Origin of the sequence: Frigoribacterium sp. PhB118 (assembly GCF_003751725.1) — a bacterium.
Taxonomy (GTDB): Bacteria; Actinomycetota; Actinomycetes; order Actinomycetales; family Microbacteriaceae; genus Frigoribacterium.
Window position 1 is genome coordinate 47042 of record NZ_RKID01000002.1, and the last position, 23664, is coordinate 70705.

18 protein-coding genes are annotated in these 23664 nt (G+C 70.5%); 8 read left to right on the forward strand and 10 right to left on the reverse strand.

The features are described 5' to 3' along the window. Position 1 precedes the first annotated feature (1 nt). From EDF21_RS07215 to EDF21_RS07235, 5 genes are all read left to right on the forward strand, one after another. Positions 2–3169, forward strand: coding sequence for an Ig-like domain-containing protein (locus tag EDF21_RS07215; RefSeq protein WP_148053654.1), 3168 nt, complete (start codon positions 2–4; stop codon positions 3167–3169). A gap of 153 nt (positions 3170–3322) precedes the next feature. Next, positions 3323–3745 carry a DUF3060 domain-containing protein gene (locus tag EDF21_RS07220; protein ID WP_056049657.1) on the forward strand — a complete coding sequence of 141 codons (423 nt, stop codon included), beginning with the start codon at positions 3323–3325 and terminating at the stop codon, positions 3743–3745. Continuing rightward, positions 3745–4200 (forward strand): DUF3060 domain-containing protein, encoded by a 456-nt coding sequence (locus EDF21_RS07225; protein WP_123570892.1) that lies wholly within the window; start codon positions 3745–3747, stop codon positions 4198–4200. Before EDF21_RS07220 ends, EDF21_RS07225 begins: the two co-directional genes overlap by 1 nt. A gap of 97 nt (positions 4201–4297) precedes the next feature. After that, positions 4298–4777, forward strand: a complete 480-nt coding sequence (locus tag EDF21_RS07230; protein ID WP_056049678.1) for a DUF3060 domain-containing protein — start codon at positions 4298–4300, stop codon at positions 4775–4777. A gap of 162 nt (positions 4778–4939) precedes the next feature. Next, positions 4940–5482, forward strand: coding sequence for a pilus assembly protein CpaE (locus EDF21_RS07235; protein ID WP_123570893.1), 543 nt, complete (start codon positions 4940–4942; stop codon positions 5480–5482). 28 nt (positions 5483–5510) lie between these two features. On the opposite strand, the gene EDF21_RS07240 is transcribed toward EDF21_RS07235, so the two are convergent. From EDF21_RS07240 to dnaK, 5 genes are all read right to left on the reverse strand, one after another. Further along, entirely contained in the window at positions 5511–6623 is a 1113-nt protein-coding gene (locus tag EDF21_RS07240; RefSeq protein WP_123570894.1) for a class I SAM-dependent methyltransferase, read from the reverse strand. Between the two features lie 91 nt (positions 6624–6714). After that, on the reverse strand, positions 6715–7122 hold the full coding sequence (locus tag EDF21_RS07245; protein ID WP_056049862.1) for a heat shock protein transcriptional repressor HspR: 408 nt from the start codon (positions 7120–7122) through the stop codon (positions 6715–6717). Between the two features lie 92 nt (positions 7123–7214). Next, the gene (locus tag EDF21_RS07250; RefSeq protein WP_056049686.1) at positions 7215–8213 is read right to left on the reverse strand and encodes a DnaJ C-terminal domain-containing protein; all 999 of its coding nucleotides are present in this window, start codon (positions 8211–8213) and stop codon (positions 7215–7217) included. 158 nt (positions 8214–8371) lie between these two features. Next, positions 8372–9031, reverse strand: coding sequence for a nucleotide exchange factor GrpE (locus tag EDF21_RS07255; RefSeq protein WP_233568413.1), 660 nt, complete (start codon positions 9029–9031; stop codon positions 8372–8374). An 11-nt stretch (positions 9032–9042) separates the two neighbouring features. Next, positions 9043–10923 carry a molecular chaperone DnaK gene (gene dnaK / locus EDF21_RS07260; RefSeq protein WP_056049689.1) on the reverse strand — a complete coding sequence of 627 codons (1881 nt, stop codon included), beginning with the start codon at positions 10921–10923 and terminating at the stop codon, positions 9043–9045. Positions 10924–11137: 214 nt separating this feature from the next. Between dnaK and EDF21_RS07265 the strand changes: the two genes are divergently transcribed. From EDF21_RS07265 to EDF21_RS07275, 3 genes are all read left to right on the forward strand, one after another. Continuing rightward, positions 11138–12520: an MFS transporter gene (locus EDF21_RS07265; protein WP_123570895.1), complete on the forward strand. Its 1383-nt coding sequence runs from the start codon at positions 11138–11140 to the stop codon at positions 12518–12520. Positions 12521–12613: 93 nt separating this feature from the next. Further along, positions 12614–15334 carry a hypothetical protein gene (locus EDF21_RS07270; protein WP_123570896.1) on the forward strand — a complete coding sequence of 907 codons (2721 nt, stop codon included), beginning with the start codon at positions 12614–12616 and terminating at the stop codon, positions 15332–15334. 151 nt (positions 15335–15485) lie between these two features. Further along, positions 15486–16814: a GNAT family N-acetyltransferase gene (locus tag EDF21_RS07275; protein ID WP_123570897.1), complete on the forward strand. Its 1329-nt coding sequence runs from the start codon at positions 15486–15488 to the stop codon at positions 16812–16814. Positions 16815–16924: 110 nt separating this feature from the next. On the opposite strand, the gene EDF21_RS07280 is transcribed toward EDF21_RS07275, so the two are convergent. From EDF21_RS07280 to EDF21_RS07300, 5 genes are read right to left on the reverse strand one after another with little or no spacing between them, the layout of a single operon-like run. Then, a complete protein-coding gene (locus EDF21_RS07280; protein ID WP_123570898.1) occupies positions 16925–18106 on the reverse strand; it encodes a glycoside hydrolase family 1 protein in 1182 nt (393 codons plus the stop codon). A gap of 30 nt (positions 18107–18136) precedes the next feature. Further along, positions 18137–19885: an ABC transporter ATP-binding protein gene (locus tag EDF21_RS07285; RefSeq protein WP_199736286.1), complete on the reverse strand. Its 1749-nt coding sequence runs from the start codon at positions 19883–19885 to the stop codon at positions 18137–18139. Next, positions 19882–20835, reverse strand: coding sequence for an ABC transporter permease (locus EDF21_RS07290; RefSeq protein ID WP_123570899.1), 954 nt, complete (start codon positions 20833–20835; stop codon positions 19882–19884). The genes EDF21_RS07285 and EDF21_RS07290 overlap by 4 nt, the downstream gene beginning before the upstream one ends. Further along, complete coding sequence (locus EDF21_RS07295) at positions 20832–21812, reverse strand: ABC transporter permease (RefSeq protein WP_056049705.1); 981 nt, start codon at positions 21810–21812, stop codon at positions 20832–20834. The genes EDF21_RS07290 and EDF21_RS07295 overlap by 4 nt, the downstream gene beginning before the upstream one ends. Beyond that, positions 21809–23497 carry an ABC transporter substrate-binding protein gene (locus tag EDF21_RS07300; RefSeq protein WP_123571162.1) on the reverse strand — a complete coding sequence of 563 codons (1689 nt, stop codon included), beginning with the start codon at positions 23495–23497 and terminating at the stop codon, positions 21809–21811. Before EDF21_RS07300 ends, EDF21_RS07295 begins: the two co-directional genes overlap by 4 nt. Between the last annotated feature and the right edge of the window lie 167 nt (positions 23498–23664).

Below are 23664 nucleotides of genomic sequence, written 5' to 3' on the forward strand. Positions count from 1 at the left end.
CATGAAGAAAACTCTCAAGCGCACCGGCGCGATCGGGCTGGCCGCAGCCACGATCGTCACCGGCCTCAGCTTCGGCCCCGCGGCCGTGGCCGCAGCCCCTTCCCCTACCAGCTCACCCGTCGACGGATCTCAGGTGCAGTTCGTCGGACAAGGCGCAGACGGGACGATCTACGGTCAGGCATCGCCGACGGCCTGGAACGTCCGCACCTATCAGACCCTCGCTGACGCACAGTCCAATTCGATGGTCTTCACGACCACCAGGGTCGGGGACTATTTCTACGCGGAGGCCGTGGACGGCGACGCCAATCGCTGCCTCTTCAAGAACCAGAGCTCGTCCACGCCCTACGTCGCCCTGGGCGGAAGGTGCGGCTCCGACGCGACTCTGTTCTCGATCGACGGCAACTCCCGAGTAGTGAACAAAGTCACGGGCACACCGATGAGCGCCCCGGTTCGAATCGGTAGTTACTCGTTCTTCGGCCTGTCGAACTCATCTCCGCTCTCCTTCCAGGGAATCGAATCGAAGTCGTATGCCCCGTCGTACAACGAGGCGGACGACACGGTGACGTTGACGATCACCGGAGGCGAGAATGACGCGGACGTGTTCGTCGAGGACATGTCCGGCGGCAACGGCACGACGGGTCGAACGAACGACGACGGCGACGCGACGATCACCCTGTCCCCCTTGCTCAGTGCCGGTGAGACGGTACGCCTGAAGTACGGCGAGTCGGGCACGTGGGAGACCATCTCCACCGGGCGCCTGCCCGCCATCGGCGACCTGCAGGTCGTGCGTGGCGATGACGGCAGGGTCACCGTCAGTGGCAAGGCATCCGGGATGGCCGGTGCGAACGTCTACGTCGGCCCCGACCGCCTCTCGCCCAACGCGGTCCAGATCGAGAAGGCGGCCGCGGACAACACGTTCTCGTTCGTGCTCAATGACGCCGCCGCGGCTCTGAGCACCGGTTACATCTACAGCTACATCCAGGGCGTCCGGACCGAGATCGCCATCAACGGGTTCTCCGGCAAGGTCGACTCGGTCGACATCCCCAACCGGACGGCCGTCATCTCCGGCACCGCCGTCCCCGGGTCGTTCGTGCTGATCGACACTGCAATCCCCGACCAGGTGCAGGCCGGCACCGACGGGCGCTGGTCGCACACGGTGACCGACCTCACGCTGGGCTCGAACCCGATCCCGCTCTCGCAGTACGAGAACGGCGAGAAGACCGGCGAGACCACCCTCGACGTCGTGCTCGACGTCTCCCCTGTGCGCGGCTCGGTGTCGTTCCCGGCCGACCTCGAGCAGGACGCCGTCCTGTCCGGCACCGCCCACCCCGGCTCCACCGTCGTGATCCGCGACGTCGACGGCGACGAGATCGCCCGCACCGAGGCGCGCCTCGGCTCGGGTGCCTGGTCGACCCCGATCGGCGCCCCCGACGCGGGCGGCGACTACGACGTCCGCGTCCACCAAGAGATCGACGGCGAGGCCAACGGTGAGATCGTCGTCACCGTCGCCTACGGCGCCGGTGTCGCGATCACCGCTCCGGTCGAGGGCATGGCCCACGACGGCGGCCCGGTCACCCTGCGCGGCACCGGCGAGGTCGGCGCCCAGGTCACCGTCCGCGAAGAGGGCCGCAGCACCGTCCTGGGCAGCGCCCAGGTGCTCGCCAACGGCCAGTGGACCATCCGCACCACCGACGTCGACGACCGCAAGCACGTCCTCGAGGCCAGCCAGACCGGCAAGGGCAACAACACCACCACCTCGACGGTGACCCTCAACCCCGAGAACGGCGAACAGCCCCCGGTGATCGTCGCCCCGACTGTCGAGACCCCCGAAGCGGGTTCCACGGTCACGACCAGCCGCCCGGTCTTCTCCGGTCACGGCCAGGACGGCGCCACCGTCACGATCGGCTACGGGCCCAACAGCATCATCGGGACCGGCACCGTCGTCGACGGCGAGTGGACCATCACGCCGACCCGTGGGCTCAGCCTCGGCACGAGCAACCTCGTCGTCACCCAGACGGTGGGCGACGACGTGCAGCAGATCACCCACACCATCAACCGCGTGGCCGCAGAACTGCCCCTGAGCGTCACGAGCCACGTGAACGACCAGTTCTACGAAGCAGGCGTGACCACGTTCCGCGGTACCGCGCCGATCGGCTCGACCGTGACGGCCAAGAACCAGTGGGGCACCCCCATGGGCGCCGCGAACGCCGCCGACGGCACCTGGGCCTTCAACCGCAACCTCGGGCCCACCACGGCCGGCTACCTGATCACCTTCACCGCCACCCCGCCGGTGGGCACCCCTCAGGTCGTGACGCTGAAGCTGAACTACGAGAACGTGGTCGCGTTCCAGATCACCAGCCCCACGAACAACAGCACCTACACCGAGGGCACGGCCACGTTCCGCGGCACCGCGGCACCCAACGCCGCGATCGCCGCCACGAACCAGTGGGGCACCCCCATGGGCAGCACGACCGCGAGCCTCCAGGGCGACTGGGCCTTCGACCGCTACCTCGGCCCCACCTCGGCCGGCTACGACATCACCTTCGTCGCCACCAAGGGCACCGACGTCCAACGTCAGACAATCCACCTCGACTACCGCGAGACCAACGTCCCCGTGGCCGTCACGAGCATCGCCGACGGTGACACCTACCGCCCCGGCATGAACGTGCTCAAGGGCACCGGCACCCCCGGCGCCACCGTTCGGGCCGTGAACGCCACGAACAACTGGAACGTGCCCATGGGCCAGGCCGAGGTCGACTCCGAAGGCAACTGGGCCCTGCCCGAACGCAACTGGGGCCCGGCCAACGACTACGCCATCAAGGTCACCCAGACGAACCCCGACAAATCGACCACCGAGACCACGGTCAACGTCAAGGCACCCCGGTTCGCCCCCCTCGTCCTGACCAGCCCCGCGGTCGGCGACACCTACGAGAACGGGGTGGCCGCCACCTTCACCGGTACCGCCACGCCGTTCGCCACCGTCACCGTCAGCTCCGCCACGAGCTCCACGGTCTACCGCGAGGTCCAGGCCGACGCCCAGGGCAACTGGTCCTTCAGCCGCGCCTGGGGCCCCAGCCACAACTACACGCTGAACATCACCCAGAAGGCCCTCGACGGCCAGACCGGTGACCCGATCAGCGGCTTCGCCTGGCACCCCAGCGGCAACTAGCACCACACCGCTACACCCGCACCACAGCGACACCGCACCACCCCGCCGGGGAGGCACCGACACGGTGTCTCCCCGGCCCCCCCAAACCATCCGCCGGCCGCATCCCGAGCCGACGCCCCCGCACCGTCCCCCCACCTCCCGAAGGGAACCACCATGCGCACCTCCACCCTGCGGACAGCCGCCCTCGGCGTCGCGCTCGTCGCCGTCCTCGCCGGCTGCACCTCGAACGCCGACACGGAGGCCGAGGCCGGGACGACACCCCTCGCCGAGGTCACCCCCGAACCCGCCGTCACCGAGACCTGCATCGACGGCAACGCCGTCGTCGTCCTCGACGAGGACACGCCCGAGGTCACCTTCACCGAGCCCTGCGACAGCATCAACGTGGTGGGCAGCGACGGCACCGTCACCCTCGCCGACGTGAGCCACCTCGTGGTCGAGGGCCAGGGCGTCACCGTCACGGCCGGTGCCGTGGGCACGGTCGACTTCGCCGGCGACGGGAACGCCGTCAGCCACACCGGGGCCGCTCCGACCGTCAACGAGAACGGCACCACCGACAACACCGTCACCGCACGCTGATGGTCGGCCTCCTCCGCCGGCGCGGGCCGGCCTCCGCCGCCCTGGTCGCGACCACGATGATCCTCACGCTCGCAGCGTGCTCTTCCGCCGAGACCGACGCGACACCGAGCCCGACCGTGAGCAGCACCGCCTCCTTGGACGCCGCCCCCGTCGGCAGCTGCGACGACGGCTTCATGCTGGTCGATCTCGGGGCCACCGACGACGTCGCGCCCTCGCTCGACACGAGCAGCTGCGACCTCGTCTCGATCGTCGGCTCGACCGGGACCGTCGTGCTCGACGAAGTCAGCACGCTCGTCGTGGAGGGCTCCGACGTGACCGTCTCGGTGCAGGACGTCGACACCGTCCAGCTCGCCGGGGACCGCAACACGGTCCACCACGCCGGCGAGGCCCCGGCCGTCGACGACCAGGGCCAGGCCAACACCGTCACCGCTGCGGCCGAACCCGCCGCGGAGTGACCGGGAGGCGGGTCCAGTCCCTGGCTGGACCCGCCCTTTCGTGCTCTGACGCCCCCGAACCGCACCACCCACCCTCCACCCCCACCCGGAGCACCCCATGACGACGACCTCGACCCTGATGATCAGCCTCGTGACAGCTGTCGCCCTCGGCGCGGGCCTCGCCGGCTGCACGAGCGCCTCCTCGACGATCGACCCGGGCCCCTCCGCGACCACCACGTCGACCACCACCGCACCGCCAGCGGGCGGCCCCTCCATCGCGGGCAGCGCCTCGACCGCGACCGATCCCGCCGACGACACCTGCGTCGACGGTTTCGCCTGGATGCAGTTCGGCGACGGCGAACCCCGCACGAAGACCTTGCCCGACGGCTGCGACACCGTCATCGTCAACGGCAGCGACGCCGAGCTGACCCTCGGTCCGACCCGGGTCGTGGTCGTCATGGGCGACCGCAACTCCGTCGACGTGCCCCGCGTCGACCAGGTCGACGCGATGGGTGACGACAACACCATCCGGCTCGACGACGACCTGCAACCCCTGCTCAACACCGACGGCACAGGCAACGTCGTCACCACTCGCTGACGCGGCGGACCGGACAGGCCCTCCGCCGCACGCGCGCATCCGAGCCCAAGCCCGAGTCCGAGTCGAGCCCGAGCCCGAGCCCGAGCCCGAGCAATCGGGTGCGAATCTCTGCGGGTCGGTACCCCGGCGCTCCCTCCCACCTCGACGGTGCATCATGGGCCGATGCTCGACCACGCCCTCGCCCGCCGCCTGCGCGACGCCGGACTGCGCTGGCGGCCCCGTGCCGGCGACCGCTTCGCCATCGAGACCCCGGGATTCGACGGCGACGTCTTCACGCTCAGCGACATGACCATCGAGGTCCACGAGTACCCCACGGGTACGGAGCTCGGCTTCAACGGCACCACCGAGTGGGCCCTGGACTCGGTGGCCGCGGACGACAGCCTGTGGCTGCCCCGCGAGGACCAGCTGCGCGAGCTCCTCGGCCCCGTGTTTCGCGGGCTGGCGCGACACGTCGACACCGGCTCCCGCCCCGGCAGCGACAGCGACAGCACCACCAACCCAGGCGGCGACCCCGACATCAGCGGTGACGGAGACGGTGGCGGAACCGTCTACGAGGTGACCACCCGCCCGACGGGGGGCGACACGGACCTCCGGCACCGCGCCTCCGTCGCCGAGGACGCCTACGCGCACGCCCTGCTCGCCTACATCGACGCGTCGCTGCGCCTCGACGAGGTCGAGGTCGAGACCGAGGCCGAGGCCCGCTGACAGGACCCGACCCGGGCCCCGCCCCGGGTCAGCCCCGACGGACCGACCGCGTCACCGTGAACCGCCGGTCACGGGCCACCTGGGTGGTCGGTCCCACGACGCGCTCGAGGACCGGCCGGTGGCCGAGGGGCGAGTTCCACACGCACCAGAGCTCGCCGCCCGGGCGCAGCAGACGGGCGGCCGCCTCGAACAGCTTGTGGGCGATGGCCGTGTGCACCGTCGCCCCGACGTGGAACGGCGGGTTCAGCAGCACGACGTCGGCGGAGGCCTCGGCCAACGACGACCCGGCGTCGTCGCGCGACACGACGACCCGATCGGCCACGCCGGTCGCCGTCATGGTGGCCCGCGCCGACTCGACCGCCGCCCACGACTGGTCGGTGGCGACCACCCGGGCGTCCGGTCGGGCGAGGGCGAAGGAGGCGGCGAGCACTCCGGTGCCGCACCCCAGGTCGACGACGTCCCGGGCCTCGGGAGCCGCGCGGTCGAGGACGGCGAGCAGCGCTCGGGTGCCGACGTCGATCGAGGTGCCCGCGAACGCCGCACCGTGGGCGACGACGACCACGTCGCCGTGACGCGAGGTGCGCGGCCAGCCGAGCGCGCCTCCCGGGGTCGGGGTCGTCGCGGTCAGCACCCGGGACTTCTGGCGTGACAGGCCGGCGGTCACCTCGCCGAAGTGGCGCGCCAGGACGTCGTTCATCGCGAGGGTCATGTGCTTGACGCGTCCCCCGGCGAGGACGCGGACGTCGGGGTGGGCGTACCGGGCGATCGACCCCGCGATCTCGTCGAGCGCGTCGAGCCCTCGGGGCAGCTGCACCAGCACCGTCCGCGCGCCCTCGAGGAGGGCCTCGTCGAGACCGTGGTGCGTCCACGTCGCGGTGACGCCGAGGCGGCCGGCGTTGGCGTCGAGCGCGCGTTCGCCCGAGAGGGCGTCCTGGTGCACGCGGACGGGGGTGCCGGGCGACAGGGCCGCGACCCCGAGGGTCAGCGCGCCGTAGCGGTCGCCGATGACGGTCACGGCCTCGGGGTGGGCGGTGAGCGCCTCGTCGGCGGTGTCGAGCAGCAGCCGGTCGGTGGCGTCGTGCGCGACGAGTTCGGGGGCCTCGATGTCGGGCCACCGGCGCAGCTGCTCGAAGTCGATCACCCGCCAACGCTAGTCCGCGCGGCCGACCTGTCACGACCTGCCGCCCACCTCCCGGTGCGCACTGGAGGTCGCGACCTCTCGGGGCCGCGCGTCAGCGCAGCGGCCGCCAGACGACGACCGAGGTCTGCCGCGACGGGCGCGTGCCGTGTCGCAGCGGCACGACGCCGCTCTCGCCCGCGGCGAAGACCCGGGCGCCGGGCCGGTTGACCATCTCGTCGGCCAGGGCCCGTTCGAGCTCGCGCACCCGGGACTGCAACGAGGTGACCTGGTTCTCGAGTTCGAGGATGCGCTTGATGCCCTCGAGCGAGATGCCCTCGCCCCCGAGTCGGGCGATCTCGCGCAACTGGACGACGTCCCGCATCGAGTAGCGCCTCGACTTGCCCGCGGTGCGCTGCGGGACGACCAGGCCGAGCCGGTCGTACTGCCGCAGGGTCTGCGCGTGCAGGCCCGAGAGCTCGGCGGCGGTCGCGATCGCGAAGAGGGGCGAGTGCTCGTCCATCGGCCACTGGGTGGGGTCCGGTCGGTCCATCTCGTCTCCTGTCTCGTCGCTCGTGGCCTGCCGCCGAGGAGGCGCGGGTCGGGTCGGTCTCGTCAGGCCCGGGCGCGGGCGATCAGGTCGTCGCGCGGGTTCTCGGCCGGCAGCGCGGCGGCCAGGGCCTCGACGGCCTCGCGCGCCTTGTCGTTGAGGTGCGCCGGCACCGCGACCTGGACGGTGGCGAGCAGGTCGCCGACGCCGTCCTTGGCGTGCACGCCGCGACCCTTGACGCGCAGGACGCGACCCGAAGGCGTGCCCGGCGCGACGCGCAGGCGCACGGGGTCGCCGCCCAGGGTGGGCACCTCGATGGTCGCACCGAGCGTCGCCTCGGCGAAGGTGACCGGCACGTCGAGGCGCAGGTTCTTGCCGTCGAGCTCGAAGACGGGGTGCTTGCGGACGGCGACGGTCAACACCATGTCGCCGGCCTCGCCGCCGTCGGGGCTCTGCTCGCCGCGACCGCGCAGCTTGATCTTCTGGCCGTCGTGCACGCCGGCCGGGATGCGGACCTTCATCGGCTTGCCGTTCGAGGCCTGCAGCGTGATGGTCTCGCCGACGATGGCGGTCTGGAAGTCGAGGGTCGTCGTGGCCGTCATGTCGCGGCCCTTCTGCGGGCCGCCGAAGCCGCGGTAGCCGCCGCTGGTCTGGCCGAATCCACCACCGCCGAACATGCCGCCGAAGATGTCGTCGAAGCCACCGCCACCGCCGCCCTGGCGGAACTGCGTGCGCTGTCCGCCCTGGTTGAACATGCCGCCGAAGACGTCCTCGAAGCCGCCGCCCGCGCCTCCGGGGCCGCCGCTGCCGGCCGCGAAGCGGGCACCGCCGCCCATGGCGCGCACCTGGTCGTACTCGCGACGCTGCTCGGGATCGGAGAGCACCGAGTGGGCCTCACTGATCTCTTTGAACTTCGCCTCGCTGGCCGCGTCGCCGGGGTTGGAGTCGGGGTGGTACTTGCGCGCGAGCTTGCGGTAGACCTTCTTGAGCTCGGCGGGCGTGACGTCTTTGGAGACACCGAGGACGGCGTAGAAGTCCTTGTCGAACCAGTCCTGACTCGCCATGCGGCACCTCCTTCCTTGACTGGAGGTCGCTGCCTGGCAGCGACCGGAAGAGAACGGGGGAGGCGGTGGGCACCTCGTCGAGGAGCCCACCGCCGATCGCGACTCGCGTCGCAGGGGGGTGGTGACGGGCAGCCCGGGGGCCGCCCGTCACCGGGGTGCTACTGGGGGGTGTGCACCGCGACCTTGGCGGCCCGGATGACCCGGTCGCCGATCGTGTAGCCCGGCTCGATCACGTCGGCCACGGTGTTGACCGTGACGTCGGCACTCGGCAGCTGGACGAGGGCGTCGTGCTTGCTGGGATCGAAGACGTCACCCTTCGCGCCGATCTGCGCCAGGCCGAACTTGTCGAGCCCCCCGCGGATCTTCTGCGCGATGACGGTCATCGGGCCCTCGGCCAGGTCGCCGTGCTGTTCGGCACGGGCCAGGTCGTCGAGCGCCGGCAGCAGCGAACGGACGACCTCGGCCACCACGGCCTCGCGGTTGGCCTCGCGGTCACGCTCGACGCGCCTCCGGAAGTTCACCAGCTCGGCCTGGGCCCGCAGCATGTCCTGTCGCATGTCGGCCACCAGGTCGGCACTGGCCGCGTCGAGGATCGCCTCGTCGTCGGCGCTCAGCGTCTCGGTGCCCTCGGGTGCCTCGGCCATCGACTCGGCGGCGGCCTTGGCCCCGGCCGGGGCCTCGGCGTCGGCCGGGGTCTCGACGTCGGGAGCCTCGGCGTCGACGAGCTCGTCGGGCTCGACCACGTCGGCCGTGCCGCCGTCTTCGGACGGGGTCGCGGGACGCGGCTCGTCGTCGGGCGTCTTGTTGTCGTCAGTCATGCCGACCGCCTCTACTTCTTGTCGTTGTCGTCGTCGTCCACGACCTCGGCGTCGACGATGTCCTCGTCGTCGCCCTGGGCCTGGCCGTCGGCGGGAGCACCCTCGGCACCGGCCGCACCGGCAGCGCCGGCCTGGTCGGCCTGGCTCTGCGAGTAGATCGCCTGGCCGAGCTTCTGCTGGCTCTCGTTGAGCTTGTCGAAGGCGGGCTTGATCGCGGACTCGTCGTCGCCGGCGAGGGCGGACTTGAGCGAGTCGACGTCGGCCTGGACCTCGGACTTGACGTCCGCGGGCAGCTTCTCGTCGTTCTCCTTGATCAGCTTCTCGATCGAGTAGACGAGCTGCTCGGCCGAGTTGCGGGTCTCGTTGGCCTCGCGACGCGCCTTGTCTTCGGCGGCGTTCTCCTCGGCCTCGCGCACCATGCGCTCGATGTCGTCCTTCGACAGCGACGAGCCGCCCGAGATGACCATCGACTGCTCCTTGCCGGTGCCCTTGTCCTTCGCGGACACGTGCACGATGCCGTTGGCGTCGATGTCGAAGGTGACCTCGATCTGCGGGACGCCGCGGGGGGCCGGGGCGATGCCGGTCAGCTCGAAGGTGCCGAGGTTCTTGTTGTCGCGGGTGAACTCGCGCTCGCCCTGGAAGACCTGGATCGCGACGGACGGCTGGTTGTCGTCGGCCGTGGTGAAGGTCTCGCTGCGCTTGGTCGGGATGGCCGTGTTGCGCTCGATGAGCTTGGTCATCGCGCCACCCTTGGTCTCGATGCCGAGGCTGAGCGGGGTGACGTCGATGAGCAGCACGTCCTTGCGCTCGCCCTTCAGCACGCCGGCCTGCAGGGCGGCGCCCACGGCGACGACCTCGTCGGGGTTGACGCCCTTGTTGGGCTCCTGACCACCGGTGAGCTGCTTGACGACCTCGGTCACGGCGGGCATGCGGGTCGAGCCACCGACGAGCACGACGTGCGCGATGTCGCCCACCTTCACGCCCGCCTCTTTGATGACGTCGTTGAACGGCTTCTTGGTGCGGTCGAGCAGGTCGCTCGTCCACTGCTCGAACTGCGAGCGCGAGATGGTCTCGTCGAGGTTGAGCGGGCCGTCGGCCGTCAGCGTGAGGTACGGCAGCTGGATGCTGGTCGAGGTGCTCGACGACAGCTCTTTCTTGGCCTGCTCGGCGGCCTCTTTGAGGCGCTGCTTGGCGATCTTGTCGGTCGAGAGGTCGACGCCGTGGGCGTCCTTGAACTTCTTGATGAGGTGCTCGACGATGCGGTTGTCCCAGTCGTCGCCACCGAGGCGGTTGTCACCCGAGGTGCTGCGCACCTGGATGGTCGAGAAGTCTTCGTCCTTGCCCACTTCGAGCAGCGAGACGTCGAACGTTCCGCCACCGAGGTCGAAGACCAGGATGAGCTCGTCTTCCTTGCCCTTGTCGAGGCCGTAGGCGAGGGCGGCCGCGGTCGGCTCGTTGATGATGCGCAGGACGTTCAGGCCCGCGATCTCGCCGGCCTCTTTCGTGGCCTGGCGCTCGGAGTCGTTGAAGTACGCCGGGACGGTGACGACCGCGTCGGTCACCTCTTCGCCCAGGTACTGCTCGGCGTCGCGCTTCAGCTTGCCGAGGATGCGAGCGCTGATCTCTTGCGGGGTGTACTTCTTGTCGTCGATCTCGACCTTCCAGTCGGTGCCGACGTGACGCTTGACCGACGCGATGGTGCGGTCGACGTTGGTGACGGCCTGGCGCTTGGCGGTCTCGCCGACCAGCACCTCGCCGTCCTTGGTGAAGGCGACGACCGAGGGGGTCGTGCGCAGACCCTCGGCGTTCGCGATGACGGTGGGCTCGCCACCCTCGAGGACGCTGACGACCGAGTTGGTGGTGCCGAGGTCGATTCCTACTGCACGTGCCATGTGCTTTTCTCCTTCGTGGTGCGGTGTGACGAAAGCCTTGGGGGCCGGCCTTGAGTCGGCCTGGCTCAACTTTACTCACGCTGCGGCCGACGTCAAGCTGCGAACCTGAAAGTTGAGCCAGAAAGACTCAAGTCTCGAACGGGGGTCGTCGCGACCGCCCCGGACGATGAGTCGCGGCCCCCGTCGGCCACGGACGCCCATTAGGTTGACCCCCATGACCGCAGCGCAGACGCTCGCCGACAGCACCCCGATCCCGCGCCGCCGCGTGATCTCGTGGGCCCTCTGGGACTGGGGCTCGGCCGCCTTCAACGCGGTGGTGACCTCGTTCGTCTTCAGCACCTACCTGGCGAGCGGCGCCTTCGTCGACCCGGCGATCGTCGCGGCAGCCGGAGACGACACCCGCAACCCGGCGCTGGTGCTGGCCAAGGCCGAGAACGCGACGGTCATCTCGACGGCCCTGACGATCGCCGGCGTGCTGATCGCCCTGCTGGCGCCCGTGCTCGGCCAGCGCAGCGACGGTTCGGGCCGCCGCAAGCTCTGGCTCGCGGTCAACACCGGCCTGGTCGTGCTCGCGATGGCCGCGATGGTCTTCGTCGCCCCCGTGCCCGACCTCCTCGTCTTCGGCGCCGCCCTGCTGGCCGTCGGCAACCTCTTCTTCGAGTTCGCGAGCGTCAACTACAACGCGATGCTCGTGCAGGTCTCGACGCCCAGGACGATCGGCAAGGTGTCGGGCTTCGGCTGGGGCCTCGGCTACGTCGGCGGCATCGTCCTCCTGCTCTTGCTGCTGGTCGCCTTCCTCCAGAGCTTCGGAACCGAAGGACGCGGCGGCCTGTTCGGCGTCTCCACGGGAACGGCAGGAGGCGCGTGGGACGTCCGCCTCTCGATCGTCGTCGCCGCGGCGTGGTTCGCGATCTTCGCGGTGCCGGTCCTGCTGTCGGTGCCCGAGCTGCCCGCCACCGCCGCACGGGCCCGGGTGGGCTTGTGGCGTTCGTACCGCCTCCTGGGGTCGACGATCGCCAAGCTGTGGCGCACGAACCGCCAGGTGCTGCTGTTCTTGCTGGCCAGTGCCGTGTTCCGTGACGGCCTCGCGGCCGTCTTCACCTTCGGGGCGATCATCGCGGCGCAGGTGTTCGGGTTCTCGCCGAGCATGGTCATCTACTTCGCCGTCGGCGCCAACCTCGTCGCGGGGATAGGCACCTTCGTCGGCGGGTGGCTCGACGACCGCCTGGGCGCCAAGACGATCATCGTCGCTTCGCTGGTGGGGCTCGTGATCGCCGCCTTCGCGGTGCTCGCCATCGGGACGGCGACGAACCTGTTCTGGGTGTTCGGCCTGGCGCTGGCCCTCTTCGTCGGGCCGATCCAGTCCGCGAGCCGGTCGTTCCTCGCGCGGGTGACGCCACCCGGGCGCGAGGGAGAGATCTTCGGGTTGTACGCGACGACCGGGCGAGCCGTGAGCTTCCTCGCGCCGGGGCTCTTCACGCTCTTCGTCTCGGCGACGGGCGACACCCGGTTCGGCATCGTCGGCATCGCGCTCGTGCTGCTGGCCGGACTCGTGTTGATGCTGCCGGTCAAGGGAGTGCAGCGTTCGATCGACTGAGCCGGGCCTGAAGTCGCTTCTCGGGCGCGTGGAATGTAGAGTATCGGTCGGCCGTCCCGATCGGTCTTCCCTTTCCCCCATCCGGAAGAAGACATGAGCACGATCAGATCAGGCCTCACCGCCGTCGGCCTCGCAGCCCTCGCGGTCGGCACCCTCGCCCCCGCCGCAGCCCACGCGGCCCCCGCCATCACCGACCAGGCCCCGGCCGAGGCGCCGTCCGCGTCGCCCAAGGCCCCGTCCGCACCCCGCATCACGTTCGTCGAACCGAGCGAGGACGACAAGCTGTCCGTCGCCGGCATGGCGCCGGGCGCCCGACTCGCGGGGGTCATCGTCGAGGGAGGGGGCAGCTACAGCGCCGCCGTCTGGAACGACCGCTTCGCCACGCTCGTCGACGTCGCCGACCGGGGCAAGAAGGCCACACTCGTCTCGTACACCCCACAGGGGAAGGTCGAGGTCGAGTTCGTCCTCGAGACCCAGTACGCCGAGGGCGAGAACGAGGCACCCGGCACGCCCGTCATCCACGCCGTCAGCCAGTACGACGACGGCCACTTCGTGATCGAGGGGACCGTGGCGCACCAGCCCGACCTGTTCTCGAAGACCGAGGTGTGGGCCAACCGTTCCGGCATGTCGTGGGACTTCCCGTCCGAGAACGGATCGTTCTCGCTGACCGTGCCCGCCTCGCGCGCCGGCGAGGTCATCGAGGTGACGGCCTACTACCGTGGCCACGGGAGCGAGACAGCTCAGGTCGAGCTCGTCCCCACCGAACGCAACACCGCCTCGGACGTCCACCCGCTCGAGGTCGCATCGCCTACCGCGGGCGACGTGCTGGCGGCCCCCGAGGCGACGTTCGCCGGGTCCGGCATCCCGAACTCGCAGATCGTCGTGACGCGTGACGAGAAGACGAACCGCGCCTCCTCGACGCTCTGCGAGACCCGCGTCACGTCGCTGGGCGACTGGAGCTGCACGTCGCCGACGCTGCCGGCCGGCAGCTACGACACCGTCGTGACCGAGACGCCCGTCTGGGCCGCGGCACCGAAGCAGACCGCCGGGACGGCGTTCTCCGTCGCCGACACCATGCCCGACCCCGGGTCCGAGACGCCGGGTCGCCCCTCGACCCCCCTCCTGTCATCGGTGACCGAGGGCCCCGACGGCCGCCTGACCGTCCGAACGATCATCCACGGGGCCGGCCAGGCCCGCATCGACGTCGGCGACCACAGCGAGACCCGCCTCCGCGGGCAGCACGGCCGGTTCTCGTTCCTGCTCGACGGGTCGTTGGCCGGGCAGACCGCGACCATCACGGGGCTGTCCCACGACGGCGACGGCGACGGCGACTCCCTCGAGATCGACCTGACGCCGCTCGAGGCCCCGGCCGGCTCACCGCTCTCGGCCCCGTTGATGCACGGCATCTCCGAGGAGTCGAGCACCTTCTACGTCCAGGGCACCACCTCGTACTTCGCCGACGAGTACCTCGTGCCGACGGTGATCGCCCAGATCGACGGTGAGTTCGTCGTGGCGACCGAGTCCACCTGGAACGGCGCGTACATCCTGCGCATCCCGACCTCGTTCGCCGGGCAGGACGTCGACCTCTACACCGTCCGGAACGGCGAGCTGTCCGAGGCCACCACGATCACGGTCGAGGCGACCGAGAAGAACTCGGCTCCCGAGACGTTCCCCCTCGAGGTGACCTCGATCGCCGAGGGCGAGACCATCTCGACCGACATGACCTCGATCACCGGCGAGGGCATCCCCGGGTCCCGCATCGCGATCGCGACCGACCTGGCGCGTGCCGGCGAGGCCTGCGCCGCGTTCGTCGGGAGCGACGGGACCTGGACCTGCGAGCTGGAGGCGCCCCTGACGTCCGGCCCGCAGACCATGACGGTCACCGAGACGCCCTACTGGCGGACCCTCGCGCCGTTGACCTCGACGCGCTCGTTCACCGTGTCCGACGGCTCCGACGGCTCCGACGACTCCGACGACGAGGACCTGGCCGACCTCACCGTGACCAGCCACACCGACGGTGGCCGCTACACCACCGGCATCGCGACGTTCAGCGGCCGCGGCACGCCCGACGCCCGCCTGACCGCCGCCAACCAGTGGGGCACGCCCATGGGTTCGACCCGCGTGGACGAGGACGGCGACTGGAGCTTCAGCCGCAACCTCGGCCCGACCAGCGCCGGCTACGACATCACCTTCACGATGACGCCCACCACCGGTGCGCCCACACTGGTGACCCTGCACCTCGACTACGAGGCTCCCTCGCGGCCGCTGACCGTCAGCAGTCACGTGGACGGCGACTCCTACCGCGAGGGCATCGCCCGCTTCACCGGCACGGGCACCGTCGGCGCCCAGCTCGTCTCGACCAACCAGTGGGGCACCCAGATGGGCAAGGCGACCATCGGCAGCGACGGCACCTGGGCGTTCTCGCGCAACCTCGGACCGACGAACCCCGGCTACGTCCTGACCTTCGTCGCGACCCACGGCACCGACGTGCAAGAGAAGGTCGTGACGTTGACGCACCAGAAGGACGCCCTGGTCGACGTCACGATGTCCTCGCCGGTCATCCGTGACGGCGGCATCACCGAGGCCCACCGCACCGTGACGTTCCGGGGCACCGCCACGCCCTTCGCCACGGTCGTCGGCAAGAACCAGTGGGGCACGCCGTTCGGCAGCACCACCGCCTCGTCCACCGGCGCGTTCGCGTTCGACCGCTACGTCGGGCCCGCCGGCACGACCTACCAGCTGACCTTCGAGCAGAAGGCCACCGACGGCACGACGAAGACCACCACAGGGATCGACTTCGTCACCGGACGCTGACACCACCACCAGTACCGGCACCATCACCACCAGGGCCGGCTCCGCACCCGCGGGGCCGGCCCTCCCCCGTCCCCGACGCCGACGCGCCCGGCGGCCGCCGCTCCTCCTCGAGACCGACGACAACGTCGGCCGTCCTCCGTAGGCTGACCGGGTGAGCACCCTCGACGACGACTACGACCTCCGCACCTTCGCGGCCGCGCTCGACCCCGAGGCGAGCGACGACTCCCCGCGGGCCGACGTGGCGACCGCCGCCTGGGTCGACGCCGAGTCGATGGGCTTCCACGAACCGGCGGGCGACGACGACTCCCTCGGCCGTGCCGCGCGTCGCCTCGTCGCCGACGGGCGACGTCTCACGGGCGTCTACCGCCGCGAGGCCACCCCCGGCTCGCTCGACGCCGAGGGTCGCCCCGTCGCCACCTTCGCGTCGTTCGACAAGACCCTGCACGTCGGCGGCGGCCGTCTGATCGAAGCCGACCTGGTCGCCGGCGTCACCGTGCAACCGACCCACCGCCGCAAGGGCATCCTGCGTCGGATGATGACCGACGACCTCGCCCGCGCCAAGGCGGCCGGCACCCCGGTCGCCGCCCTCACCGCCAGCGAGGCGTCGATCTACCGGCGCTTCGGCTTCGGCGTGGGCGTCCGCGAGCGCACCATCGAGGTCGACGTCCGTCGCGCGGGTGGCCTGCTCAGCGAGCCCGAGGGCAGCACCGAGCTCGTCACCACGGCCTCGCTCGCCGAGGTCGCCCCCGACGTCTTCGCCCGCTTCCACGTCCGCAGCCCCGGTTCCATCGACCGGCACGAAGGCGCCTGGAACCACGCCCTCGGCCGCGAGCGCGCCGACGGCACGCCCGACCCCGCGGTCCGGGCCGCGGTGCACCGCGACGCGACCGGCACCGTCGACGGCTACGTCACGTACCGGGTCGAGTCGGCCGGGGGCGGCCCCGGTTCCACCGGCGTCCAGACCCTCGTCGTCGTCGACCTCGTGGCCGCGACCGACGACGCCTACCTCGGCCTCTGGCAGCTGCTGCTCGCGGTCGACCTGGTCCGGGTCGTCCGGTACTCGAACGCCCCTCAGCACGACCCCCTGGCGCACGCGGTCGTCGACGGTCGCGCCCTGACCATCAGCCACGACGAGGACCACGTGTGGTTCCGCGTCCTCGACCCGGTCGCGGCCCTGCAGGCTCGCCCGTGGGCGGCCGACGGCGTCGTCACGATCGCGATCGGTGACGCGCTGGGCCACGCGGCCGGCACGTACCGGGTCACGAGCGAGGCAGGCGAGGCGACGGTGAAGAAAGCGGCCGTCCGCCGGGCCGACCTCGAACTCGACGTCGCGACGCTCGGCTCGCTCTGGCTCGGTGGCTCCGACCCGGTCACGCTGGCCTCGGCCGGCCTGGTGCGCGAGCGACGCAAGGGTGCCGTCCAGAAGTTCCGCGCCATGCTGCTGCCCGAGCGACCCCTGCACGGCATCACGTACTTCTAGGCACCGCATCGGCCCCGGGGCCGAGACGTAGGAGGCGCGGGTCGGGTGACCCGCGCCTCCTGCGTCCTCGTGCGCCCCGCGCCGTACCGGTCCGGCAGGGCCGGAGGGCGCTACGCCCGCGCCAGCCCGTTCGCGCGCGCGACCTCGCCGTACCAGCGGGCGCTCGGCTTCGGCGTCCGCTCGAAGGTGTCGCGGTCCCACCCGATCAGGCCGAAGGTCGGGCGGAACCCGCTGGCCCACTCGTAGTTGTCGAGGGCGCTCCAGTGCTGGTAGCCGAGCACCTCGATGCCCTCGTCGATGGTGTCGTGGACGTGCTCGAGCGCGCCCTGCGTGTAGGCGATGCGCCGGGTGTCGTCGGCGGTCGCGATGCCGTTCTCGGTGACCATGACTGGCACGTGGCCGGACAGCTCCCACGCGCTGCGGATGCCCTCGGCGGCGGCCGGCGGGTAGAACTCCCACCCGGTCAGCGTCGTCTCGAGCCCCTCGGCGACCGGCCGCGGCCCCTCGGGCCCGACGAAGGTCTGCGTGTAGGCCTGCACGCCGACGAAGTCGTCGCCGGCCGCCATCTCGCTGTACCAGTCGTCACGGACGTAGCCGTACTCGCGAGTCTTCTCGGCGGCACCGGGCTCGTCGAGGGCCTTGAACGCCTGGGTCGCGACGGTCCAGCCCGACTTGATCCGAGGCAGCTGCGAGAGCACCTCGCGGCTGCGCTTGTGCGAGGCGAGCAGGGCGTCGGCGACCTCGAGGTCGGGGTTCGGCAGGCCGTAGGCGACGAGGTTCGAGGCGTCCTCCCCGCCGGCGAGCATCGCGGCGATGTTCGGTTCGTTGATGGTGCAGACGTACTCGACGCCCTCGGCGACGACGGGCAGGGCGAGCTCGGTGTACCGGGCGAACAGGTCGGCGGCGTCGGGCGCGCGCCAGAAGCCGTCGCGCTCGAACCAGCGCGGCACGGTGAAGTGCATCAGCGTGACGATCGGCTCGATGCCGAACTCATGGCAGGTCTCGACCATGCGGCGGTAGTGGGCGATCTGCGCCTTGCTGACGACGCCGCGCTCGGGCTCGATGCGGGCCCACTCGATGCTGAAGCGGTAGCTGTTGAGCCCCAGCTCGGCGAGCAGTCGGATGTCGTCGCGGAACCGGTTGTAGCTGTCGGCCGCGTCACCGCTCGGTTCGACGATGGTCGTGCCCGGCGCGTGCTCGTGCACCCACCAGTTGCTGTTCACGTTGTTGCCCTCGATCTGGTGCGCCGCGGTCGCGGCACCCCACAGGAAGCCGTCGGGGAAGGTGAGCACAGGGGGTCCTTTCGGAGGAGGTCGAGGAGTTCAGGAGGCGCGGTGCGTGCGGCGCGGGTTCGGCACCGCGTCGAGCAGCTTCACCGTGTACGGGTCGGTCGGCCGTTGGAGCACCTCGGCCGTGTGCCCCCGCTCGACCACGGCGCCCTGGTTGAGCACCATGATGTCGTCGGTGATCAGCCGGGCACTGAGCAGGTCGTGGGTGATGTAGAGCATCGAGACGCCCCACTGCTCGCGGAGGTCCTCGAGCAGCGCGAGCACGCCGGCCCGCAGCGAGACGTCGAGCATCGAGACGGGCTCGTCGGCGATGATCACCTGCGGGTCGCTCGCGAGCGCCCGGGCGATCACGACACGTTGGCGCTGGCCACCCGACAGCTGGTGCGGCAGCTTGGCCGCGAACTGCTCGACCGGCGTCAGACCGACCGTCTCGAGCAGCTCGAGCACCCGGCGCCGCGCCTCCTGACCGGTCAGGCCGGTGTAGTTCACGACGGGACGCGTGAGCGTGTACTCGACCGTGTGCAGCGGGTTCAGCGCCGCGTACGGGTCCTGGAAGACCATCTGCACGTCGCTGCGGAAGCTGCGCAGGGCGCGGCCGCGGAGCGCCGTGACGTCGGTGTCGCCGAACGTGACGCTGCCGCTGGTCGGCTTCTCGACGCCCGTGACGAGCTTGGCGATCGTGCTCTTGCCCGAGCCGCTCTGCCCGACGAGGGCGAGCGACTGGCCCGGTTCGAGCGTGAACGACACGTCGCGGACGGCCCGCACGGGGTCGTCGCCCCGACGAGGAGGCGCGTAGGTCTTGGTCATGCCACTCACGGTGATCGCGTGCTGCGCCGTGCGCTGGCCGCGCGTGGCGACGGTCGGCACCGAGGTCGTCGTGTCGACGCGGCGGTCGCCCCGGGCCCGGCGGACCGAGCGGTCCTCGAAACCGGGCAGCGACACGACCTCGGCACGAGGGTCGGCGTAGTGCGACAGCAGCATCTTCGTGTAGTCGTCCTGCGGGTCGGCGAGCACGTCGGCCGAGCGGCCGTCCTCGACGATGCGACCCTCGTGCATCACGAGCACGCGCTGGGCCGACTCGAGCACGATCCCGAGGTCGTGGCTGATCAGGACGGCGGTGAAGCCCTCGCTCTGCTGCAGCGAGATGATCGTGTCCATCACGGCGTGCTGCACGAGCACGTCGAGCGCCGTGGTCGGCTCGTCGAAGACCATCAGCTGCGGCTCGAGCGACAGGGCGAGGGCGATCGAGACGCGCTGGCGCATGCCGCCCGACAGCTCGCCGGGGAACCGGGCGAGCACGCCCGCGTCGAGCTCGACCTTCGCGACCAGCTCGGCGGCGCGGCTGTGCCACCGGTCGCGCGGCACGTGGCCGTGGGCCTTGAACACGTCGACGAAGTGGTTGCGGATCGTGCGCACCGGGTTCAACGCGTTCATGCCCGACTGCAGCACCATCGCGAAGCCGCCCTGACGCTGCTGACGCAGGGCCTCGGTGTCGAGGTCGCGGACGTCGGCACCGTCGAACCAGATGCTGCCGCCGTTGGTGCGCGCCGGCGGCTTCTGCAGCCGGGTCAGCGCGTAGCCGAGCGTCGACTTGCCCGAGCCGGACTCGCCGACCAGGCCGACGAACTCGCCCCGCTTGAGCCGGAACGACACGTGGTCGACGGCCTGCACGGGCTCGGCGCCGGCGCTCTCGTAGACGACGCTGAGGTCGCGGACGTCGAGCAGCACGTCGTCGGACGACGAGGAGGCGCGGTCGGCGGTGGTGAGGTCCGTGGCGGTCACTTGCGCGCCTCCTTCTTCTGCTTCGCGCCTTCGCGAAGTCGAGGGTTGCCGACGGCGTCGACGCCGAAGTTGATCAGGGTCAGGCTCATCGCCAGCAGGGCGATGCAGAGGCCGGGCGCGAAGAGCAGGATCCACTGGCCGGTGAGCAGGGCGTTCGAGTTCTGGGCCCAGTAGAGGATCGTGCCCCAGCTGACGATCGACGAGTCGCCGAGCCCCAGGAACTCGAGGCCGGCCTCGGCGAGGATCGCACTGGTCGCGGCGCCGAAGAAGGAGCCGGTGATCAGCGAGGTCATGTTGGGCAGGATCTCGCGGAACACGATGCGTCCCGCGCTCTCGCCCGAGAACCGTGCCGCCGTGACGAAGTCGCGCGAACGCAGGGACTGCGTCTGGCTGCGCAGCACGCGGGCTCCCCACGCCCAGCCCGTGATGACGATCACCGCGAGGATCACGGTGATGCCGCCGTTCTGCAGGTAGGCCGCGATGACGATCATCAGGGGCAGACCGGGGATCACGAGGAACAGGTTGACGACGAAGCCGACGACGTCGCCGCCGAAGCCCTTCATGTAACCCCAGCTGAGCCCGATCGCCACGGCGACCAGCGTCGACAGCACGCCCGCCACGACACCGACGAAGACGCTGATGCGGGCGCCGTAGATCAGCTGGCTGAGGACGTCCTCGCCGGCCGCCGTCGTGCCCATCCAGTGGGCCCAGCTGGCGTCGGCGTTGCGCTCGAAGCCGTTCTCGCTGGCGCCGTAGGGGGCGAGCAGCGGGGCGAAGATCGCGACGAGCACGAAGACGCCGAAGATGACGACGCCGATCTTCGCCTTGGGGTTCGACCAGATGGTCGCGGCCATGCGGCCGATGGTGAGCCAGCGACTGGGCGCCTTCTGCTCGGCGGGCCCGGTGGGAGGCGCGCCTTCGGGCAGGTGGACGGACACGGTGGAGGTCATCGGCGGGTCCTTGGGTCGAGCACGCCGTACAAGATGTCGACGAGGAAGTTGGCGACGAGCACGCTGACCGTGATCATCAGGAAGAGGGCCTGCATCAGCGGGTAGTCCTGGCCGATGACGGCGTTGAACAGCAGGTAGCCGATGCCGGGGTAGCCGAACACCTGCTCGACGAGGATCGAGCCGCCGACCACGCCGCCCAGGGCGAGACCGAAGCCGGTCAGGTTGGGCAGGATCGCGTTGCGGGCGGCGTAGCGCACGGCGACCGTGCGGCCCTTGAGCCCGTTGGCCTCGGCGAAGGTGACGTAGTCGTCGCCCAGCGTCGAGATCATCGCGTTGCGCATGCCGAGGATCCATCCGCCGAGGCTCGTCAGCAGGATCGTGATGGCCGGCAGCACCGCGTGCTGCAGGGCGTCGCCGACGAAGGCCGGCGTGAACCCGGGCGTGGTCGTCGCGCCGTAGGCCCCCGTGGTGGGGAACCAGTGCAGCACGTAGCCCAGGAAGAACAGCAGCAGCAGAGCGGTCCAGAAGTACGGGAACGTGCTCATGAAGCTGCCCGACAGGGTGGGCAGCGAGTCGAGCCAGGTGCCGCGCTTCCAGGCCGCCGCGACGCCGATCAGGGTGCCGAGCACGAAGGCGATGATCGTGCAGACCCCGACGAGGATCAGCGTGAACGGCAGGGCCTGGCCGACCAGGTGGCCGACCGTCTCGGGGAAGAACGTGTAGCTCGTGCCGAAGTCCAGGCGCACGACCTGACCGAGGTAGCTGACGTACTGCTGGAGCACGTTGCCGCTCGGCACGCCGAGCTGGGCCTCGATGGCGGCGCGCGTCGCCGCGCTGACCGGGCCGTTCTGCGACAGCTTGGCGATCGCGGCGTCGGTGGGGCTGCCGGGCATCAGCCGCGGCAGGATGAAGTTCAGGGTGACCGCGGCCCACAGGGTGAGCACGAACAGGCCGAGTTTCTGGGCTGCGTACTTCACTGGTCGCCCTCTTTCTGGTCGACGCGCTTGAGCTTCGTGAAGATCAGCAGCGGTGCCTGGTCGTAGTTCTGCGGTGCCATGTACGGGTTCTCGGCGGTGGGCCAGCCGGTGAACTTCGAGTCGTTGAACAGACCCCAGAGCCCGCCGTAGTAGAGGCCGATCACGGGCAGCTGGTCGTAGACGACGTTCTGCAACCGGTAGGCGTACTGCTTCTGCTGCTCGGGGTCGGTCGTGGCCTTCCAGTCGTCGAGCAGCTGGTCGACCGCCGGGTCGCTGAACCGCTCGAAGTTGGCCGCCGTGGTCTCGCCGACCGGGGTGGCGAACTGGCTGTTGAGCAGGTTGTTGTAGGCCTGGTAGACGTTGCCGTTGCCCATGCCGCCCATCGCCATGTCGAACTCGCCGTTCGCGATGGCCGACTGGTAGCCGGCCGGCTGGGGAGCCTGGATCTGCACGTCGATGCCGATCGCGCCCAACTGGCTCCGCACCTCCTGCACGGCCCGCAGCCAGTCGGTGTAGCCGTTGGCCGTCAGGATCGTGATCTTGAGCTGCTGGCCGTCGGGGCCGACCAGCTCGTCACCCTGCTGCGTGTAGCCGGACCGGGCGAACGCCGCGAGGGCGCCGTCGACGTCCTGCTCGAGGATGCCGGCGTTCGGGATCGACGGGTCGAGGTCGTCCTGCTGGTTGGGCAGGATGAGCCCGGTCTGACCGGCCGGCTCGAGGTAGCCCTCGGTGGCCGACTCGGCGATGGGGCCGCGGTCGAGCGCCAGCGCGATGCCACGACGCACGTTCACGTCGTCGAAGGGCGCCTTGGTGAGGTTCGGCACGAGCCCGATCACGCCGCCCGGCGGGAACCAGAACTGGTTGTCGGGGCTGGCGGCACCCCAGGTGCCCTCGACGTCGCTGATGAACGAGTACGACCAGTCATAACCGCGCGTGACGGTGTCGAGCTGGTTGTTCGTCGCGGGCAGGATCAGGTGACCGATCTCGATCTTGTCCGCCTGCCAGTAGGCCTCGTTCTTGTCCATCGAGTACTGCTGCGGCGAGTAGTTGCCGAGCGTGAACGGTCCGGTGCCCACCGGGTCGGGGTTGCGGAAGGTCGTGGGGTCGTCGACGTCCTTCCACAGGTGCTCGGGGACGATCGTCGTCTGACCGATGATCTCCATGGCCGGCACGTCGTCGGTCTGCAGGTGGAAGACCACGTGGTCGCCCTGCTGCTCGATCGTGTCGATGTGCTGCCACGCACCCTTGAGGTCGAGCGTGGGGTTCGCCTTGATGAGGTCGAACGTGTAGACCACGTCGGCCGGGGTCATGGGCGTGCCGTCGGACCACTCGACGCCGTCGCGGATCGTCATGTCGATCGTGCGCGCGTCGGGCAGGACGGTCTCGCTCGCGAGCCAGGGCGTGATCTCGCCGTCGAGCGGGTTGATCTCGAGCAGGGGCTCGTAGATCCAGGTCGAGGCCGTGCGCTTGTTCGTGAGGAACGGGTTGAAGTTGCGCTCGAACTGCGGGTTGCCCTTGTCGGCGTTGATCAGCATCGTGTCGGCCCCGATGCTGGGGTCGGGCTGGCTGCGGATCTGGATGCTGCAGCCGGTGGCCACGAGCACGGCGGCCGTGGCCGCTGCCAGGGCCGCGAGCGTGCGGAAGCGTCGGCGTGGGTGTCGCCGAGGGGGTGTCGCGTGCGTCATCGCCACGTTCTCTCATTCGTCGTCGAGGTGAGCTGGGCCCACTGTAAGCGCATACATCGCAGGGGCGCAAGTGGTCGGCTCCGTCGAGGGGCCCCGAGGAGGCGCGAGGTCGTTCGACGCCGAGCCAACCGTCAGGGGATGCCAGGGCCCGCACGCCAGAATCGGCG